The following is a 16,196-nucleotide window of genomic DNA, read 5'->3' as shown; positions in this document are numbered from 1 at the left end:
GCGGCATGCTGGAAGTCCAACGTATACAGACTGATTGGTAGTGATCATCATGCTGCAAAGGACTCTGGTCCTCGTGGATACGTCATATCTACTGGCTAGCTTTTACAACTCATGGGAGGAGGGTGCGCGTGGCCAATTGGAGATATCCCTGGCCACGGTCGTACACCGATTAGATCAGGTAGCCCACGGACTCGTGGATCAGCCCGTTCAGCGACAGAACTGGTACGACGGGATCCCGGACTCCGGTCCGCACCGCTATCAGCGCACCCTCCGGGTGATCGAGGGCGTGCAGCTGCGCGCCGGGCAGCTCATCGAATGGGGCGACCGCCGGACCCAGAAGGCCGTGGACACCCTCCTGGTGGCGGACATGATCCAGGCCGCCTACAAGGGTCAGTGCGCGGACATGGTGCTGGTCACCGGGGACGCGGACATGATCCCGGGGGTGCGGGTGGCCGTGGAATCCGGCGTGCGGATGCATCTGGTGGGCTTCGGCTGGGATTCCATCTCCTCGGCGCTGCGACATGCCTGCGATACCACCACGGTTCTGGATCCACGGACCGATTTCCATGACGCCATGCAGATCAGGGTTCTCGAGGGTCCGATCCCGCCGAAGGTGCGGACGACGACGGTGCGGCCCACCACGCCGGGAGACGACGCCAACGAGCCCGAACCCGAGGGCGAGGAGTCGGTGGGGATGGTCGAGGTGCACCTCCGGTCCGATCGCGCCGCCGCCACCTCGGTCGCCGACGAGACCAAACTGACGATCGCCGACGAGGAGTGGGCCGCCGACGCCGAGGAACTCGCGGCCGACGAAGAGGACTGTGCGGCACTCACCGAGTCCGACGGCGCACGCACGGGCAGTGGAGTCGGCGGTGGCGCCCCGGCCGCGGGAACGGACACGGACGGGGTCGAGACAGCGGTGCCCGGCCCGCGGCCGTCCGATGTGACCCCGCCGCCGGCCGGCCAGGGAGGCGAAGGGCAGCAGGAAGCTGAGCCCCGGGACCAGCAGTCCCGATCACGGACGCGCGCCCGGACCCTGTCCGACCAGACCCCACCGGCCGAGGAGGCGCCGTCTCCGGGGCCGCCACCGACACCGGGACCGACGCCGGGCACCGCGACAAACGGCTCCTCCCGGCCCAGCCCGTCGATGATGGCCCCGCACCGCCGCCCGCTTCGGTCCAAGTTCGTCCCCCTGTCCGAGGAGGTGTGGACCTCCTCCGGCGAGCAGACTCCGTTCGACGTGGGCCAGCAGTACGCCATGTGGTGGTACGAGCAGGCCGCGACCGAGGACCAGCGTGACCAGGCGCACCTGCTGTCCGGGGGTGTGCTCCCACCTGTGGTGGACCGCCCGCTGCTGCAGTTCGCGTGCCAGATGCTCAACGAGTTCACCCTGACCGAGGCCCAGCGGGTGCGCTTGCGCGACGGATTCCACGAGGGGATCCGCGCAGTCCTACTCAAGCACCGCTGAGTCGGGTCGTCAGAAGGGCGGAGGGTCGTGGTCGTGGACGTCCGGCCCGTCGTCACGCGCCGCCGCCGCGTTCTCGCGACGCTCGGCCGCGAGCCGGCACGCTCGCCGGTACCAGTAGGTGCTGAGGGGCCGCGGACGGAGCCAGGGCCGCTCGGCGGAGCCGGGTTCGGGAGGCGGTTCGGATCCGTTTCTCGTCCGGTCCCGCCACTGTGCCAGGGGGCCGTCGGGGTGAGTGGTGATGGTGTGGCCACTCTCGGTGGCGATCACCAGTGTCCCGTCCCGCAGGAGCTGGTAGTACCAGGTGTGGAAGGTCTTGAACCTGTGGTGGCTTCGGCACAGGCACATGAGGTTGGCCTCCACTGTCTGTCCGCCGTGACCCGGGTCCGAGTGGTCGAAGGGGACGACATGATCCACATCGCAGTCCTCTGCGGGGACCGAGCAGCCGGGGTGCCGGCAGGTGCCGTCACGGAGGCGGATCCGGCGGGCGAGCTCCGCGCTGATCCGGTAGCGGCGCGCACCGGCGGCGGAGTCCGCGGCTCCGGCCTCGGGATCGGGTAGCGAGATGTGCGCGCCCACGCTGCGGGCGAGCAGGGCGATGAGCGCGTCGATCGACGCCGGCCCACCCCGCGGGAGGTAGACCTCCGGTTCCTCGCCCGGTGTGCGCGGGGCCAGGATCGTGATGGTCGGACGGATCCGCGGCGCGGGGGCGGTCCCGGGATGATCGGGCCCGTCGCTCTGGTCGCCCGTGCCGAGGATCGCGTCGACCAGCGCGTCAGCGCGATGCTCGGCGCGGGTACGAGCGTGCGGATCGTACGGCTGCCCGGTGCCGCGCAGGACGGCGTCGATGCGGGCTTCCTTGGCGCGGTCGAGCCGCTCACGGGCGGCGCCCTCCAGCACGTCGTGGATCGCTGTCGCCTCGGTCGAGGTGAGGTGAGCACGCAGCTCGGACATGCCGTCAACCCCGCGCCGCACGCTGACCCGACGCTCACGCGCCGCGGCGGTGCACCGGGCCCGGACCCCCTCCGGGTCGAAGGCCGCGATGATGCTGTCGGTCTTGGCCAGTATCGCGTTTCGGCCAGGCCGCTCGCCCGACTCGATGGAGTCCAGCAACCAGTCCACGACCAGGCGGTGAACGGCGTCCAGGACGGAGGGGTCGACCGTCCTCATCTGTCGGACGAGCATCCCCGCCGTGCGCTCGTCCAGTAGGCCGGACTCCATCGCCTCGACGATCGCCGGGAACCCGGTCACGAGGTCCCTGGCCAGTGAGAGCATCGCCGACGCGCGGTGGTGGTGGACGCCGTAGGCTGCCACCAGTTCCGCGCAGGCGACGACAAAGGGGTCGAGTATTGCGGGGTCGCGCGGGCGCTCCGGACCGTCGGGATCGTAGTAGCCGGCCTCGAGGTCGCGGACCAGTTGCTCCTCCTCGCACAGTTCCAGGAGTTCGTGGCAGGCCCGAAGTCGGGCGGCGGCGGCGCGGTTCTCGGCCCGGAGCGCGTCGAGAGCGGCCATCCCGGCCGCCCCGATCCCGGACCCGCGTTCTGTCGCCACCTGCCTCACCCCTTCCCGGTGCGCCACCCGATCGCTCGTGTGTTCGATATGGGAAAACCGTAGCAAGGGGGTCCGACACGGCGCCTTCACCTGCGCCGGTGGGGTCGAACTGGTGCCCGGCGGAGTCAGCCGCCCAGGAGATCGCGGTAGTAACCGGACAGGCCGGGGTGGTAGTCGGGCTCGAAGCGCAGCGCGTCCGGATCCCTGCCCGCCTCCGCCTCGACCAACCGGTCAAGGTAGAAATCCCAACCGGGACCGATGTCGGATGCGGACTCGGCGTCTGCGATGTCCTGTTCCAGGGAGAGGACGGCCTCGTCGTCGTCGCCCTCGATCCTCACGGTGAGAAGCCACCCGTCCGGGCCGCCGGTCCTGACGACGAGGAGGGTCGGCGCGTCACAGGTCACCACCTCGACCCCGTCGACGGGGTCGCCCTCCTCGGCGGTCATCGTGAGCTGGACGGTGCCGGACGCCGGGTCGCCCGACCACGGGCCGATCCACCGGGCCGTGCGGGCCGGGTCGGTGACGGCGGCCCATGCCTGCTCACGGGATACGGGCAGGCGGCGGGAGAACACGACCGCACCCGAGTCGTCGAGATGGCCGGAGGCCGTGGGCGTGGTGGACATGGCGTCTCCTCGCGAGCGGTGAGGCGCCACAGGCCTGTCAGCGCAGCGCCGGCATCAGCGTATCGCGCATCGGCGCGATGAACCGGCCGAAGTTGTCCCAGTTGTGCAGGCCGGTGGGCAGGTAGTCCACGCGCGCGGGGATGCCGAGATCGTCCAGTCGCCGGTCCATCTCGACCGTGCAGGCGTGGGTGGCGATCTCCAGCCCGGTGCCCTGGGTGAACCGGAGCAGATCGCGGCCGTTGCGGTCCCACTCGGTGGCGTCGGGCATACCCGTCGCGGTGGCGAAGTACAGGGTCTTACCGCGCAATTCCTCGGCGTGGAGCACTCCGTCGTTCTCGGCGTAGGCCGGGTCGGTCCGCGGACCCCACAGGTTGGAGATGGTGCCGCCCCGGGTCTCGGTGACGATCTTGGCCAGCAGGAATCCGAGGTCATCGCGGGCGGTGTAGCACCCGGCGATCGCTCCGACGGCGGAGTACAGGTCCGGTCGGTGCTCGGCGAGGGTCACCGCGCTGGCCGCTCCCATCGACAGGCCGGCCACGCCGCGCGTGCCGGTGAACGGGAGCTCGCCCGATTCGAGCAGCGGCGGGAGCTCCTCGGTGAGGAAGGTCTGCCACTTGTTGCGGCTGAGGACTGGGTCGTCGTTCTGCCAGTCCGCATGTAGCGAGCCGTCGGCGCGCGCCGGCATGACCAGGGTGACGTGCTCTCCGGCGAAGGCGTCCTGCACGTTGCCCGGCAGGAGCCACCCGCTGGGTGACGGCGAGTCGACACCGTCCAGGAGGTAGAGCATCGGCGCCGGGGCGTCCGAGGCGGGCCGCCAGATCTCCACCGGCAGGACGCGGTTCATGGACTCCGACGCGATCCACCAGCGCTCGAAGCGGGTGTCGCCACCGGCCACGCGCGGGTCACCGATCTCCCTGTGCCGGACCTCGGAGACGGTGACCGGCTCGGCCTCCATCCCGATCGGCGGGGTGGCCAGGGTGTTCTGCGACCCGGTGCCCAGCGGCGGCAGGGTTCCGAGACCCGCCAGCGAGTTCGTCCCGGTGGACCCGGTCGAACCGATGGTCGCCGAACCGGCGCCAGCGCTGGACGGGTCGACGCTGCCGCCCACGTCGTTGATCGAGCCGATGTTGCCCGAGGAACCCGACGAGCCCGGCAGTGACTGCGCGACGGCCGGTGCCGCCGTACCCCCGAGCAGCACGAGGGCCAGGGCCGGGACGAGCGCCCGGGAGAGCCCCGGCGCGAACGAGCGGTGTGCGGAGGGCGAGCGGCGGTGGGACACGGGGCTCCTAGGTCGAGCGGGACGGGATGCGACCGTCGAACTGACCCGAGACGGCGACCTCACGACGATAGTTCGCGCACCCCGCCGCGCGCGACCCGTTACTCCCTGGTGTCCCGGGGCAGGGTGGGGCCGGAGAGGTCGGAGGCGCCCGGCTGCGGAGTCGCCTCCTCCGGGTCCGTCGGGGTCCTGTGCTCGGTGGGATCCCCGTCGCTTGCGTCACCGGGGCCTGCCTCGCCCTCGGTCAGCTGGCGGTCCGTGCCGGCCGGTGAGCCGGAGCCCTCCACGGCCGCGTCGCCACCGCTCAGGCCCATGGACGCGCGAATCTGCTCGAGCTTGCTCTTGCCCTCCGACTCGCGGGTGAACGCGGCGGCGTCGAGCTGGGCGGTCGACGGGCCGCCGGTAGCCTCGGCGAGTTCCTGCTTGCCGAGCGCCGTGGTGTAGCGCCCCTCGATCTTGGCCCTGATCTCGTCGAACGTCGGTGAGTTCCCGCCGCCGGCGCCCTCCAGTGAGGACATGGAGTCGACGGTGCGGTGCTGCATCTCGGCCTGGGTGGCCTGCAGCAGGAGCTGATCCTCCTGGGCCAGCGTCTCGCGCAGCCGCTGATCGGACTCCTTCACCGCCTGCTTGGCCTGCTCCGCCGCCTGGACCGCCTGTCCGTGCAGCTGGCGGGTGTTGTCCAGGTCCTGCTCCAGCGTGACCAAACGGCCCGCCAGCTGCTCGGCCTGCGTGTCGAACTGGGCGGCCCTGGCGGAGTCGCCCTCGGCCCGCGCGGATTCGGCCACCTGCAGGGTCTGCCGGATCTGCCCCTGCACCTCGTCGAGCTGCCGGGACTTGGTAGCCATCGCTATCTCGAGCTGTTTGGCGTTGCCTATCACCGCGGCCGCCTGGTCGGAGACCGACTTGTGCTGCTGCCGGGCGTTGTCCATGGCCTGGCGGACGAGGATCTTGGGATCCGCGTTGTCGTCGACCTTCTTGTCGAGTGAGGCCTTGAAGTAGTTCCAGCCCTTGGAGAACGGGTTCGGCATGACGGGGTCCTTTGTGTCGCGGCGGGTGCTACCTCTTGACGGTACCGAGCAGCGCGGCGACCGGCAGGGCGGTCCGCGGCAGGTAGGGCTGACGCCACAGTCCGCCCGAGGCCGCCCCGTAGGACTCGTGCTCCCACTGGACGGCCACGTCCGGCCGACCCACGTTGAGGTCGTGCACCATCAGGGCGGCGAGCAGGGCAGAGGAGGTAGGGGGGTGGAAGATCTCGATACCGAAAGCATGCGCCCCCTTGTAGGTGGCCGCGAGGATCTTGTTCTTGGTGACCGAGTGCGTGTCGGTGGCGGGGGCGACGTTGACCGAGACGGTGTGGCCGTCCGCGAACGCGGTGGTGGCGCGCCAGCGCTGGACCCGCTTGGCGAGCGTGTAGTTGGGGCCCTGCTGGGGGACCAGCGCGTCGTGCACCGTCGGGCCGCTGCCTGGCTCGTAGTTGCGGCGGAAGAGCTTCCCGCGGGTCAGGGTGCCGAAGACCTTCTTGATGTCGGTGGTCTTGCGCGCCGCGAGCGCGGCGTCGGAGGCCTGCCGCACGTCGGACGGGACCACGAACGTGTCCATGGGGGTGGCGAGGTAGGCCAGCGCGTCGGCGGTCCCGTCCTTCAACAGATCCACGACGAGGGCGTCGGCCGCGGACGAGAGCTGGACGTGGGTCCCGCCGTCGGCGTAGAAGTAGCTGCCCACGGTGAGCGGGGCGGGGGCGGCGGCCCGGGCCCAGGCGGCGAGCTCCGGCAGCTGGGTCAGCAGGTCGATGCCCGCCCGGCCGTCGGCGTCGGTCGGGATGTGGAGCCTGCCGGCGAACGTGGAGGACTCATCGCGGAACCGGTCCCACACCGGGCTCGACGGCAGGTCCACGCCCAGGACGTCGGCGCCCCACTTGAGGAGTTGGCCGGCGGGGCCCATCTCCGAGCCCAGGCCAAGGACGAGCATCGCCCGGCCGGGCAGCGAGAGCCACTCGGGGTTGTCCTGCACCAGTCTGAGGGCGTCCGCGCAGCTGGGTTCGATCACGCCGGCGTCGACCCACTGGTCCAGCCGGTCGCGTAGGTCCGCGCCGGTCAGTTCCTCGCCGCGGTAGGGGATGGACAGCTCGCGGGCGGGGGTCGCCGTGCCCTGGATCGTCTCGGTGCCCGGGGTGGATCGGGATGTGACGACGGCGAGGTAGTCCGACATCGGGGTCTCGACCGTCCGCCCGTCGACCTCGTGGACACCGACCATCCTGGACTGCAGGGCGTCGAGGGCCGCCCTGGCCACTCCGTCCCACGTGGCGGAGTCGGCCACGCCGACACTGACCAGCTCAGTGAAGGGCTGGATGTAGCCCTTGCGCCAATCCTTGATCGCGGGGACCCGCTCGGCCGCTGACGGGTCCACTGTGGCGAGCGCGTCGGCGACGACCTGCTTGGCCAGCCGCCCGGTCGAGCGGTTCCCGGACGAGTCGGTGGGGAACTGAACTCCGGTGCTGTTCGGTGTCATGTCGCTCCTGGATCGGGGTCGGATTTATCCGAGGGTAGCCTCACATTCACTCATAGTGGGAGCCCCGGGGTTGGGTTGTCGACGGCGAGTCGGCTCAGAATTATTGGGAAGTGATCAACGTCACTATCTGAACCCGCGAGCAGTACAGTATGAACCGGAGCTTATTTATTAAGGTTTGCATAAGCCGAGGTGGTGGGAGGGTAGGGGCGCTCCAGCAGCGGTGATCGTCCGGACCTCGGGGCTTGGGGGCACAGACGCGGCTGGGTATTACCTGTGCCTAAACGAGACTTCGTGTAACAAGTCCGGAAAATTGCTCGATAGGGTGGTGACACGATCCGACGGTGGGTGGCCCCAGGGCTGCGCGCCGGACCGGGCGACAAGGGGGGAACCCGGGTCGCTGGGTCGTCACCAACAACAGGAAGGCAATTCCTATGAAGAACACCAAGCGGATGATCGCCGTCATCGCCGCCTCCGGACTCGCGCTCGGCTCCATGCCGGGTGTCGCCAACGCTCAGAGTGAGCTCCTCGACCTCGGTCTCGGCACTGAGCTGCTCGGCGGCTCCGTCGACCTCGGTCTCGACCTCTTCGTCGGTTCGACCGGTGCCGACAGCCCGCTGACCGGTTCGCTGGAGGGCATCGAGGGCGGGGGCTCTTCTGAGCTCGGCACCGGCTCGGATGAGCTGGGCACCGGCTCCGACGCTGGCTCGGATGAGCTGGGAACCGGTTCGGATGCCGGTTCGGACGAGCTCGGCACTGCTTCGGATGCCGGTTCGCTGGCCGACGGTTCGCTCGGTGAGACCGGTTCGGACGAGCTCACCACCGGTTCCGATGCCGGTTCGGATGAGCTCGGCGCCGGCTCGCTCACCAACATCTTCACCGGTTCGGACGCCGGTTCCGACGATCTTGACGGATCGCTGGAGGACGTCACCACCGGTTCGGATGCCGGTTCGGACGAGCTCACCACCGGTTCGGATGCCGGTTCGGATGAGCTTGATACCGCTTCGGATGCCGGTTCGCTGGCCGACGGTTCGCTCGGTGAGACCGGTTCGGATGCCGGTTCGGACGAGCTCACCACCGGTTCTGATGCTGGTTCGGATGAGCTTGATACCGCTTCGGATGCCGGTTCGCTGGCCGACGGTTCGCTCGGTGAGACCGGTTCGGATGCCGGTTCGGACGAGCTCACCACCGGTTCGGATGCCGGTTCGGACGAGCTCACCACCGGTTCTGATGCTGGTTCGGATGAGCTTGATACCGCTTCGGATGCCGGTTCGCTGGCAGACGGCTCGCTCGGTGAGACCGGTTCCGATTCGGACTCGCTCGACGGCGGCTCGCTTGAGGGCATCCTGGACGCGATCACGGCCGGTTCCTCGGACCTCGGATCGGTTTCCGACTCGGGCGACGTCATCATCGAGGGTTCGCTCGGCGAGGCCGGCTCCTCCGAGGCCGGCTCCGTCGACGCCGGAAGCCTGCTCGCAGTCGGCTCGCTCGCTGCTGCCGGCATCGGCATCGGCCTCGCCGTCTCCGGCGGCGTCAACCTGCCGCCGCTCCCCTCGATCGACGTGGGGATCGTCTGCAACCTGCCGCAGGAGGGAATCGACTTCCTCAAGAACAACGGCTCCATGGAGCAGGATGAGTGCGAGCCCGAGGAGGAGCAGAACTGAGGTTCTGCCCCATCCACGCTGACTGAGTCAGCGACCGGATAGCTCTCCGGCGATCCCCCGTCGACCACACGGTCGGCGGGGGATCCGCCATTTCAACCCCCGGATACGATCGTGGACATGACCATCCCGGACTTCGTCCTCGAGCTCCGCCGTCACGTGGGCACCGCACCGCTCTGGCTCGCAGGAGCGACCGCGGTCATCCGAGACCCCGAAAGAGCCCGCGTGCTCCTGGTCCGCCGCGCCGACAACGGCTGGTGGACCCCCGTCACCGGAATAGTCGACCCCGGTGAGCATCCCGCCGAGGCGGCGGTCAGGGAAGCGCGGGAGGAAGCCGCCGTGGGCATCCGCGTGGACCGCGTCGCGTCCATCGGCGTCTCTCGGATGGTCACCTACGCCAACGGCGACCGCGCGCAGTACCTCGACCACACCTTCGCCTGCACCTACCTGGACGGCGACCCCCACCCCGCCGACGGCGAGAACACCGACGTCCGGTGGTTCGCGATCGACGACCTGCCCGAGATGCGCCCTCACATGCTCGCCCGGATCGAGGCGGGTCTGGCCGACGAGGAACGCGCCCGGATCGAGCTGGCCACAGAGTCAAACTGAGCACTGTGTCGAATTGAACACAGAATCAAACTGAACACTGTGTCGAACTGAGCCCGGAACCCTCCGATAGTGGGCCCGCCCACAGCGGATAGGTCCGCCCCGTGCCCGCGAACTAGAATCGGGTCATGCCCGCCGACCGCGTCCGAGCCGAGGTCCCACCCGTGGTGACCGGGCTCGTCGGGATCGTCGTAGCGGTGGTCAGCGCGGTGTTCGGCATCGCCGCCCACGGGCTGGCCGCCGGAACGGGCGCTGCTGCCCCGGGCGCGGGCCAGGTCCTGCTGGTCGCGGCCGCGAGCGCCGCAGTGGGCGCGGCCGCCGCGTCCATCGCCCGGCACCGGCCGCCGATGCTCATCGCCGCGGCGGGACTGATCGCGGGGCAGGGGATCGTCCACCTCGTCCTGGCATCGGGGCACACGCACCCGTCGGCGAGCGGGTCCGCGCACGCCGCGCTCGGTCACCACCTGACTGATCCCGCCCTCGTCCGTGCCGCCATGGACGGTGCCACGGATGGTGCGGGATCCGGGGCGGTCGCCTCCCCGGCGACCCTGCTGACCCCCGGGATGCTGGGCGCCCACCTGGCCGCCATCGCCCTCACGCTCGCCCTGGTGGGGATCCTGTCCGGCACCCTTGCCTGGGTCGCGGCGCGGGTGACGCCGCTCCTGGGGGCTGTCCACCTCGTCGTCGTCGCCCCGCTCGTCTCCTCCTACGACGCCGGCGCCCCGCGCGAGCAGTTCCTCCTGTCCCGCGGAGGTACCCGGGCACCGCCCGTGGCTGTGTGACCCCAACTCCCGCACCGCCCGCACCGCCCGCGCCACGCGCTGCCGGGCGTCCTCACACACCACACCAAGGACTGACACACCCATGCGTTCCCACACCCGTGCCGCCCTCGCAGCGGCCACCGCACTGACCCTCGCCCTGGCGACGACGGCCTGCTCCACCGACGAGTCCACCGGTTCCGCCGGTGCCTCCGACGAGACCACCAGCGTCGAGACCGCCGCCGAGACCACCACCGTCGTGACCGTCGAGGACGGCTGGGCCAAGGCCACCGACTCCGGCATGACCGGGGTCTTCGGCACCATCAGCAACCCGGGCGAGACCGACGTCCACCTGACCGGCGTCTCCGACGAGCTCGCCGCGCGCGCCGAACTGCACGAGACCGTCCCCGGCGGCGGCGGGATGATGATGCAGGAGAAGGAGGACGGCTTCGTGATCCCCGCCGGTGGCGAGCTGATCCTGGAGCCCGGCGGCAACCACATCATGTTGATGGATCTGGACCTGCCCATCACCACCGGCCAGCAGATCACGCTGACGCTCGAGTTCTCCGGAGGGGCCGAGCAGGACGTCACCGTCTCCGCGCGCGACTTCTCCGGCGGCGAGGAGGAGTACGTCGGCGGCGACCACGGCGGTGACGTCGGCGGGGACGCCGGCATGAACAACGGCGGCACCGGGGGCATGAGCCACGATGGCTGACGACGCCTCCCGCGGGCTGTCCCGGCGGTCGGTGCTCACCCGCGGTGCCGGAGCCGTGGTCGGTGGCGTCGTCGGGGGTGGCCTGGTCGGTGGCGCGGTCGGTGGCGCCGCCGGATACGCCGGGCGCGCGGCCCTGGACGACGACGACAACGCGGTCCCGGACTGGAAGACCGTCGCCGACTCGCGCGTCGTGGGGGCGACCACCGAGTCGTTCCACGGCGCACGCCAGGCCGGCATCACCACGCCGCCGCAATCGCACGCCGCGTTCGTGGGGTTCGACATCGCGCCGGGGGCGACCCGCGCCGAGATCCAGGGCGTCCTGCGGGCCTGGTCCCAGGACGCCGCCCGGCTCACCTCGGGCCGGGGCGGACTGGCCGACCTCGAACCCGAGCTGGCGCAGGACCCGGCTCGGCTCACGGTGACCATCGGCATGGGCCCGGGGTTCTTCGACGCGGTGCGGATGCCCGGACGGCGGCCGTCGTGGCTGCGGCAGGTGCCGCCGTTCCCGCAGATCGACCAGCTGGAGCAGCGGTGGTCAGAAGGGGACCTGCTGCTGCAGATCTGTGCCGACGACCCGCTGATCGTCTCGCACGCCGCCCGGGTCCTGGCCGCCGGCGTGCGAGGGGTGGCCGAGCAGAGGTGGTCGCAGCGCGGGTTCCGCAAGGCCGTGGGCACCGACCCGACCGGACGCACCCAGCGCAACCTGTTCGGACAGATCGACGGCACGGTCAACCCCGGCGAGCAGGACGTGGACATCGACCAGATCCTGTTCTCCGACGGCAGCTCGCCAGACGGGCAGGATCAACGCTGGATGCGAGACGGGTCCTCGCTCGTCCTGCGGCGCATCCGCATGACCATGGACACCTGGGAGGAGATCGACCGCACCTCGCGCGAGCTGAGTATGGGGCGACGGCTGGGTACCGGTGCCCCGCTCACCGGTACGGCCGAGCACGACCCCGCCGACTTCGAGGCCCTCGACGAGGTGGGGCTGCCGGTGATCCCGCCCGAGTCGCACATGGCCCGGGCCCGGCAGCGCGACCGCGGCGAGGCCATGCTCCGGCGGCCGTACAACTACGACGACCCACCCGAGCGGGGCGAGATCAGCAACAGCGGGCTGATCTTCACCGCCTACCAGGCCGACCCGGTACGCACGTTCGTGCCGGTCCAGCGGCGGCTCGCCGAGCAGGACGCGCTCAACACCTGGACCGTCCCGATCGGGTCGGCGGTCTTCGCGCTCCCGCCCGGCGCGCCCGAGGGTGGGTACGTCGGTCAGGGGCTGTTCGAGGGGTGAGCGCCCGCGCGCCCGCACCCGCCTTCGAGCATCCGCTCCAGCGCATGTACTCCTGCACTACAGCCGCTCCCGTCGATGAACTCGCGCGTGAACTTCGGTACACGCTGGAGTTCATCGCCGGGAGCGGCTGTGGCGGGGCAGCTGGCTAAGGCCGGCTGGGCCCGGGAGCGGACCGCGTCAGAGCACCGCCGCTACTGCGTCGGCCATGGCCTGCTGGCGCAGGGCAGTGGGGTGGAACGCGGCGCCGTTGGCCGGTGCGCCTCCGAGGAACTCCGCTGTGCTCCACGGGGCCGGCGACCGCTGGACGCACGCCCTGGACCGACGCCCTGGACGCACGCCCTGGACATGCGCTTCGGTCCTCGGTGGCTGCAGTGGCTGCAGGAGGGTGCGCTACCCCTGAGCCAGCGCGGCGAGTACCCGGTCGGCCACATGAGCGTGTCCGGCGGATGTGGGGTGCACGGGCACGGATGCGGTCTGCAGGCCGGTGAGATCCACCCAGCGGGTCTCGGCGGGAGTGCACATCGAGTGTCCCGGCTCGTCGGGGATCACGACGGTCGCCCCGTTGCGCTCGGCTGCGTCCCGGACCACGCGGTTGATGCTCTCCTGGAACCCGCGGACCTTGTCCCGCTCGGCCTCGGAGATCGCCAGGAACGGTGCACAGTCGGGGGAGGCCACCACCGTCTGGTCGTCGGGCATCGCGGACAGGTACCCCACGGTCACCACGCGGGCGTCGGGCGAACGGCGGGCGATCTCTGCGTACACGGAGTCCATACGCCCGTCGAGGGTCTCCAGTGCCTGCGCGGCCTGGCGGTCGATCACGTCAGCGCACCCGGTGGTGGTGTCGAAGTCCTCGGTGATCGTCCCGGTGGCGGCATCGACGGCCGGGAGGAACTCTGGTGCGACGTTCGGCCGTAGTGCACACGCGAGGATCACCGCCGCGAATCCCGCGTCATTGCCGCCGATGGTCATCGTGACCAGATCCGTCCGGGCGTCGAGGGCGTCGAACTGCGGCGGGGCCCCGGTTCGCCCGGTCTCGCTGAAGTCGTCCGCCACGGCCCCACCGCAGGTGGCGTTGACGAAGGTGCCCGCACCGAGCTCCCGCGCCACGACCGTGGGATAGGCGTCGTCGGTCCGCACACACGCGACCGGCCCGGCACCCCATGAGCCCGGGGCCACCCGGCCGACCGCGGCGTACGAGTCGCCCAACGCCACGTAGCGTGCCGGACCCGTGCCCGGTCCCGTCAGGACAGAGGGGCCGATTCCCGTGCCGCTGACCTGGCCCGCCACGTTCTGCCCGAGCGTGTTCGCGGATCCGGCTGCCTGCTCGGCGGAGGACCCCGTGGACGGGGGAGCGGCGGGGATGCCCGGGGCCGCCTGGGCCGCGCCGGTGGGGGTGAGGGCGGTCAGCAGGACGGCCGTGGCCGCCACGGCGGCGACGCGGACGGGTGTGCGTTCCGGGCGACGGAGACGGGAGGTGCGCATGAGAGCACTGTCTCATGAACACCTGTCCATGAGGGGCAGCTGCGGCCCCGGCTCGGGTGAGCCGGGGCCGCGGTGGGCCTCTGGATGAGAGGCGGCGAGGGGGGCGGGTTGTCAGGCGGCGGGCGGCGCGGCCGGCAGGCGCACGACCTGGCCTGCGTAGGACAGGCCCGCACCGAAGCCGATGCACAGCGCGACCTGGCCCGGCTCGGCCTCGCCGTCGCGCAGCATGGCCTCCATGGCCAGCGGGATCGAGGCGGCCGAGGTGTTGCCGGTCTGCTCGATGTCGTTGGCGATCGCCACGGACTCCGAGAGGCCGAGGTGCTTGGCCATCGCGGAGTTGATGCGGCCGTTGGCCTGGTGGGGGATGAACGCCTGGATCTGCTCCGCGGTCACGCCCGCGGTCTCCAGCGTCTGGGCGCACACCTTGGAGACCTGCACGGCGGCCCAGCGGAACACCTTGGAGCCGTCCATCGTCAGGAACGGCTGGATCACGGCCTCGTCACGCCCGTCGGCGGCAGCGGCGTCCACCTCGTCCACGTACTGCTTGAAGTCCTTGGTCTGCCGGATGGCGTCGCCCTTCTCGCCGTCGGAACCCCAGACCACCGGGCTGATGTCGTTGGTCTCCGACGGGCCCACCACGACGGCGCCGGCGCCGTCACCGAAGATGAACGAGGTGTTGCGGTCGGAGTAGTCGATGCCGTCGCTCATCTTCTCCACGCCCACCACCACGACGTATCGTGCGCCACCGCCGCGGATCATGTTGGTGGCCACGGCCAGGCCGTAGCCGAACCCCGCGCAACCGGCGGTCAGGTCGAACGCGGCGATGCCGTTGCGGCCGAGGTCGGTGGCCACCTGCGGGGCGGCGTGCGGCACCTGGGTCCAGTTGGTCGAGGTGCACACGATCACCGCGTCGACGACCTCGGGGTCGATGCCGGCGGAGGTCACGGCCTTCTTCGCGGCCTCGCTGGACATGGAGACGATCGTCTCGTCGGGCTCCGCGACGTGGCGGTTGAGGATGCCGGAGCGCTCGTAGATCCACTCGGAGGTCGAGTCGATCGTCTCGCAGATCTGCTCGTTGCTCACCACGCGACGTGGACGGTAGGCGCCGATCCCCAGCAGGGTCGTGCCGGACGTGCCCTCGCCGGTCGCGATGGTCACGGTGTCGTTGGTGTCCGCCATACGGATGGTGCTCCTCGTCGGTGTGCCGGCTCGTGGTCGGTTCACGGCTCGTGCTCCGGCCACAGTACTGCTGTCTCGGTGGACATCGTCGCACCAGACGGTGATGTTTCGTCGCCGTTCGGTCGCTACCCCCGGTTCAGCCCGCGACCAGCCCGTCGAGCCACCGGCGCCAGCGTTCGGCGTCCCAGGTCGGCTCGACCCCGTCGACGGCGGCGGCGCCGAGGGGCGAGCCGGAGCCGCCCGGGGCGTCCACGTACTCGTACGCGCGTACGGCCACCGCGGCACTGCCCTGGGCGTCCTCGGGCGTGTCCCCGGCGGGGAACACGTAGAGCTCGATCACCCCGTCCACCGGGGCGGAGAGCACGATCAGGGCGGAGGCCAGTGACTCCGTCGCGACGATGCCCCCGACCTCCCCGGACCGGGCGACCGCGCCGCTACCGCTGTCGGCGCCGGTGCCGGTGCCGGATGCGGGGGCCACCAGGGCCCCGAGCACCCGGGACCACACGTCGGGCACCGACGCCGCGACGGGGTCGGTGGCCGCGTGGACGGTCACCACGCCGTCGGCGGGCCGGTGGGTGAGGCGATGGGCCAGCACGGTGAGGGACTGGCTCCACCCGCTGACGCTGCCGTCGACCGATTCCTCCGCGAGTTGTCCGCCGGAGGCGAACCCCGACCGCAGGGTCAGCACGGTGCCGCCCTCGCCGTCGTCGACGACCTCACAGGAGGTCGTCCACGGGGGCACCGGGATCCCCTCACCCATCCAGTCCCGTTCCTCGAAGGTGAACTCCCCCGGTGCGCTGCCGGAGGGGGGCGAGAAGACCGTGATCTCGCCGACGGTCGCGGTGAGCATCGCCTCGGCGGCGGCCTCCGGCCCGGTCGTGGGATCGGGGGCACCGGGGTCGGCGAACTGCACGATCCGACCGCCGACCTGCGGTTCCAGGGCGCACGGCACGAACCACGAGGAGATGCCCTCGCCGGTCGAGACCGCGTCCCACACCACGTCCGGCGCCACCGGCAGCGGCACGCTGCACACCACGTGGCGGCTGTCGTCCCTGGCCTCGATCTCTGCCGTCACCCCGTACAT

General features: G+C 70.9%; 14 protein-coding genes. 6 read left to right on the top strand and 8 right to left on the bottom strand.

The features are described from left to right. The first annotated feature begins 49 nt into the window (after window positions 1-49). A complete protein-coding gene (locus NJE57_RS05175; protein WP_319027334.1) occupies window positions 50-1,468 on the top strand; it encodes an NYN domain-containing protein in 1,419 nt (472 codons plus the stop codon). A 9-nt stretch (window positions 1,469-1,477) separates the two neighbouring features. On the opposite strand, the gene NJE57_RS05170 is transcribed toward NJE57_RS05175, so the two are convergent. The 5 genes from NJE57_RS05170 to NJE57_RS05150 all read right to left on the bottom strand — a co-directional run bounded on the left by NJE57_RS05170 (window position 1,478) and on the right by NJE57_RS05150 (window position 7,423). Continuing rightward, window positions 1,478-3,016: an HNH endonuclease gene (locus tag NJE57_RS05170; protein ID WP_319027333.1), complete on the bottom strand. Its 1,539-nt coding sequence runs from the start codon at window positions 3,014-3,016 to the stop codon at window positions 1,478-1,480. A gap of 125 nt (window positions 3,017-3,141) precedes the next feature. After that, window positions 3,142-3,639 carry an SRPBCC domain-containing protein gene (locus tag NJE57_RS05165; RefSeq protein WP_319027332.1) on the bottom strand — a complete coding sequence of 166 codons (498 nt, stop codon included), beginning with the start codon at window positions 3,637-3,639 and terminating at the stop codon, window positions 3,142-3,144. A gap of 37 nt (window positions 3,640-3,676) precedes the next feature. Further along, the gene (locus NJE57_RS05160; protein ID WP_319027331.1) at window positions 3,677-4,918 is read right to left on the bottom strand and encodes an alpha/beta hydrolase family protein; all 1,242 of its coding nucleotides are present in this window, start codon (window positions 4,916-4,918) and stop codon (window positions 3,677-3,679) included. Window positions 4,919-5,016: 98 nt separating this feature from the next. Next, complete coding sequence (locus NJE57_RS05155; RefSeq protein ID WP_319027330.1) at window positions 5,017-5,943, bottom strand: PspA/IM30 family protein; 927 nt, start codon at window positions 5,941-5,943, stop codon at window positions 5,017-5,019. A 28-nt stretch (window positions 5,944-5,971) separates the two neighbouring features. Further along, entirely contained in the window at window positions 5,972-7,423 is a 1,452-nt protein-coding gene (locus tag NJE57_RS05150) for a hypothetical protein (RefSeq protein ID WP_319027329.1), read from the bottom strand. Window positions 7,424-7,854: 431 nt separating this feature from the next. Here NJE57_RS05150 and NJE57_RS05145 point away from each other — a divergent pair, with 431 nt between their 5' ends. The 5 genes from NJE57_RS05145 (at window position 7,855) to NJE57_RS05125 (ending at window position 12,451) form a co-directional block, all read left to right on the top strand. After that, entirely contained in the window at window positions 7,855-9,084 is a 1,230-nt protein-coding gene (locus tag NJE57_RS05145) for a hypothetical protein (RefSeq protein ID WP_319027328.1), read from the top strand. A gap of 117 nt (window positions 9,085-9,201) precedes the next feature. Next, a complete protein-coding gene (locus NJE57_RS05140; protein ID WP_319027327.1) occupies window positions 9,202-9,690 on the top strand; it encodes an NUDIX domain-containing protein in 489 nt (162 codons plus the stop codon). Between the two features lie 125 nt (window positions 9,691-9,815). Further along, window positions 9,816-10,469, top strand: coding sequence for a hypothetical protein (locus NJE57_RS05135; protein WP_319027326.1), 654 nt, complete (start codon window positions 9,816-9,818; stop codon window positions 10,467-10,469). 82 nt (window positions 10,470-10,551) lie between these two features. Continuing rightward, window positions 10,552-11,160, top strand: coding sequence for a copper chaperone PCu(A)C (locus NJE57_RS05130; protein ID WP_319027325.1), 609 nt, complete (start codon window positions 10,552-10,554; stop codon window positions 11,158-11,160). Beyond that, a complete protein-coding gene (locus NJE57_RS05125; RefSeq protein WP_319027324.1) occupies window positions 11,153-12,451 on the top strand; it encodes a Dyp-type peroxidase in 1,299 nt (432 codons plus the stop codon). Before NJE57_RS05130 ends, NJE57_RS05125 begins: the two co-directional genes overlap by 8 nt. Window positions 12,452-12,841: 390 nt before the next feature. Here the strand turns inward: NJE57_RS05125 and NJE57_RS05120 are convergent, their stop codons facing one another. The 3 genes from NJE57_RS05120 to NJE57_RS05110 all read right to left on the bottom strand — a co-directional run bounded on the left by NJE57_RS05120 (window position 12,842) and on the right by NJE57_RS05110 (window position 16,196). Beyond that, window positions 12,842-13,933: an SGNH/GDSL hydrolase family protein gene (locus NJE57_RS05120; protein ID WP_319027323.1), complete on the bottom strand. Its 1,092-nt coding sequence runs from the start codon at window positions 13,931-13,933 to the stop codon at window positions 12,842-12,844. 111 nt (window positions 13,934-14,044) lie between these two features. Next, a complete protein-coding gene (locus NJE57_RS05115) occupies window positions 14,045-15,112 on the bottom strand; it encodes a beta-ketoacyl-ACP synthase III (RefSeq protein ID WP_319027322.1) in 1,068 nt (355 codons plus the stop codon). 136 nt (window positions 15,113-15,248) lie between these two features. After that, a complete protein-coding gene (locus tag NJE57_RS05110) occupies window positions 15,249-16,196 on the bottom strand; it encodes an SRPBCC domain-containing protein (RefSeq protein WP_319027321.1) in 948 nt (315 codons plus the stop codon).

The organism is Dietzia sp. PP-33, assembly GCF_033790845.1.
GTDB lineage: Bacteria > Actinomycetota > Actinomycetes > Mycobacteriales > Mycobacteriaceae > Dietzia.
Note: the sequence above shows the minus strand (reverse complement) of the source record. Positions and strands in the feature narration are given on the sequence as shown.

Excerpts from the sequence above, each read along its gene's own strand:
- NJE57_RS05135 (WP_319027326.1), top strand. The coding sequence starts at position 9,816 with ATGCCCGCCGACCGCGTCCGAGCCGAGGTCCCACCCGTGGTGACCGGG.
- NJE57_RS05130 (WP_319027325.1), top strand. The coding sequence starts at position 10,552 with ATGCGTTCCCACACCCGTGCCGCCCTCGCAGCGGCCACCGCACTGACC.
- NJE57_RS05175 (WP_319027334.1), top strand. The coding sequence starts at position 50 with ATGCTGCAAAGGACTCTGGTCCTCGTGGATACGTCATATCTACTGGCT.
- NJE57_RS05115 (WP_319027322.1), bottom strand. The coding sequence starts at position 15,112 with ATGGCGGACACCAACGACACCGTGACCATCGCGACCGGCGAGGGCACG.
- NJE57_RS05150 (WP_319027329.1), bottom strand. The coding sequence starts at position 7,423 with ATGACACCGAACAGCACCGGAGTTCAGTTCCCCACCGACTCGTCCGGG.
- NJE57_RS05110 (WP_319027321.1), bottom strand. The coding sequence starts at position 16,196 with ATGTACGGGGTGACGGCAGAGATCGAGGCCAGGGACGACAGCCGCCAC.
- NJE57_RS05140 (WP_319027327.1), top strand. The coding sequence starts at position 9,202 with ATGACCATCCCGGACTTCGTCCTCGAGCTCCGCCGTCACGTGGGCACC.
- NJE57_RS05165 (WP_319027332.1), bottom strand. The coding sequence starts at position 3,639 with ATGTCCACCACGCCCACGGCCTCCGGCCATCTCGACGACTCGGGTGCG.
- NJE57_RS05125 (WP_319027324.1), top strand. The coding sequence starts at position 11,153 with ATGGCTGACGACGCCTCCCGCGGGCTGTCCCGGCGGTCGGTGCTCACC.
- NJE57_RS05155 (WP_319027330.1), bottom strand. The coding sequence starts at position 5,943 with ATGCCGAACCCGTTCTCCAAGGGCTGGAACTACTTCAAGGCCTCACTC.
- NJE57_RS05120 (WP_319027323.1), bottom strand. The coding sequence starts at position 13,933 with ATGCGCACCTCCCGTCTCCGTCGCCCGGAACGCACACCCGTCCGCGTC.
- NJE57_RS05145 (WP_319027328.1), top strand. The coding sequence starts at position 7,855 with ATGAAGAACACCAAGCGGATGATCGCCGTCATCGCCGCCTCCGGACTC.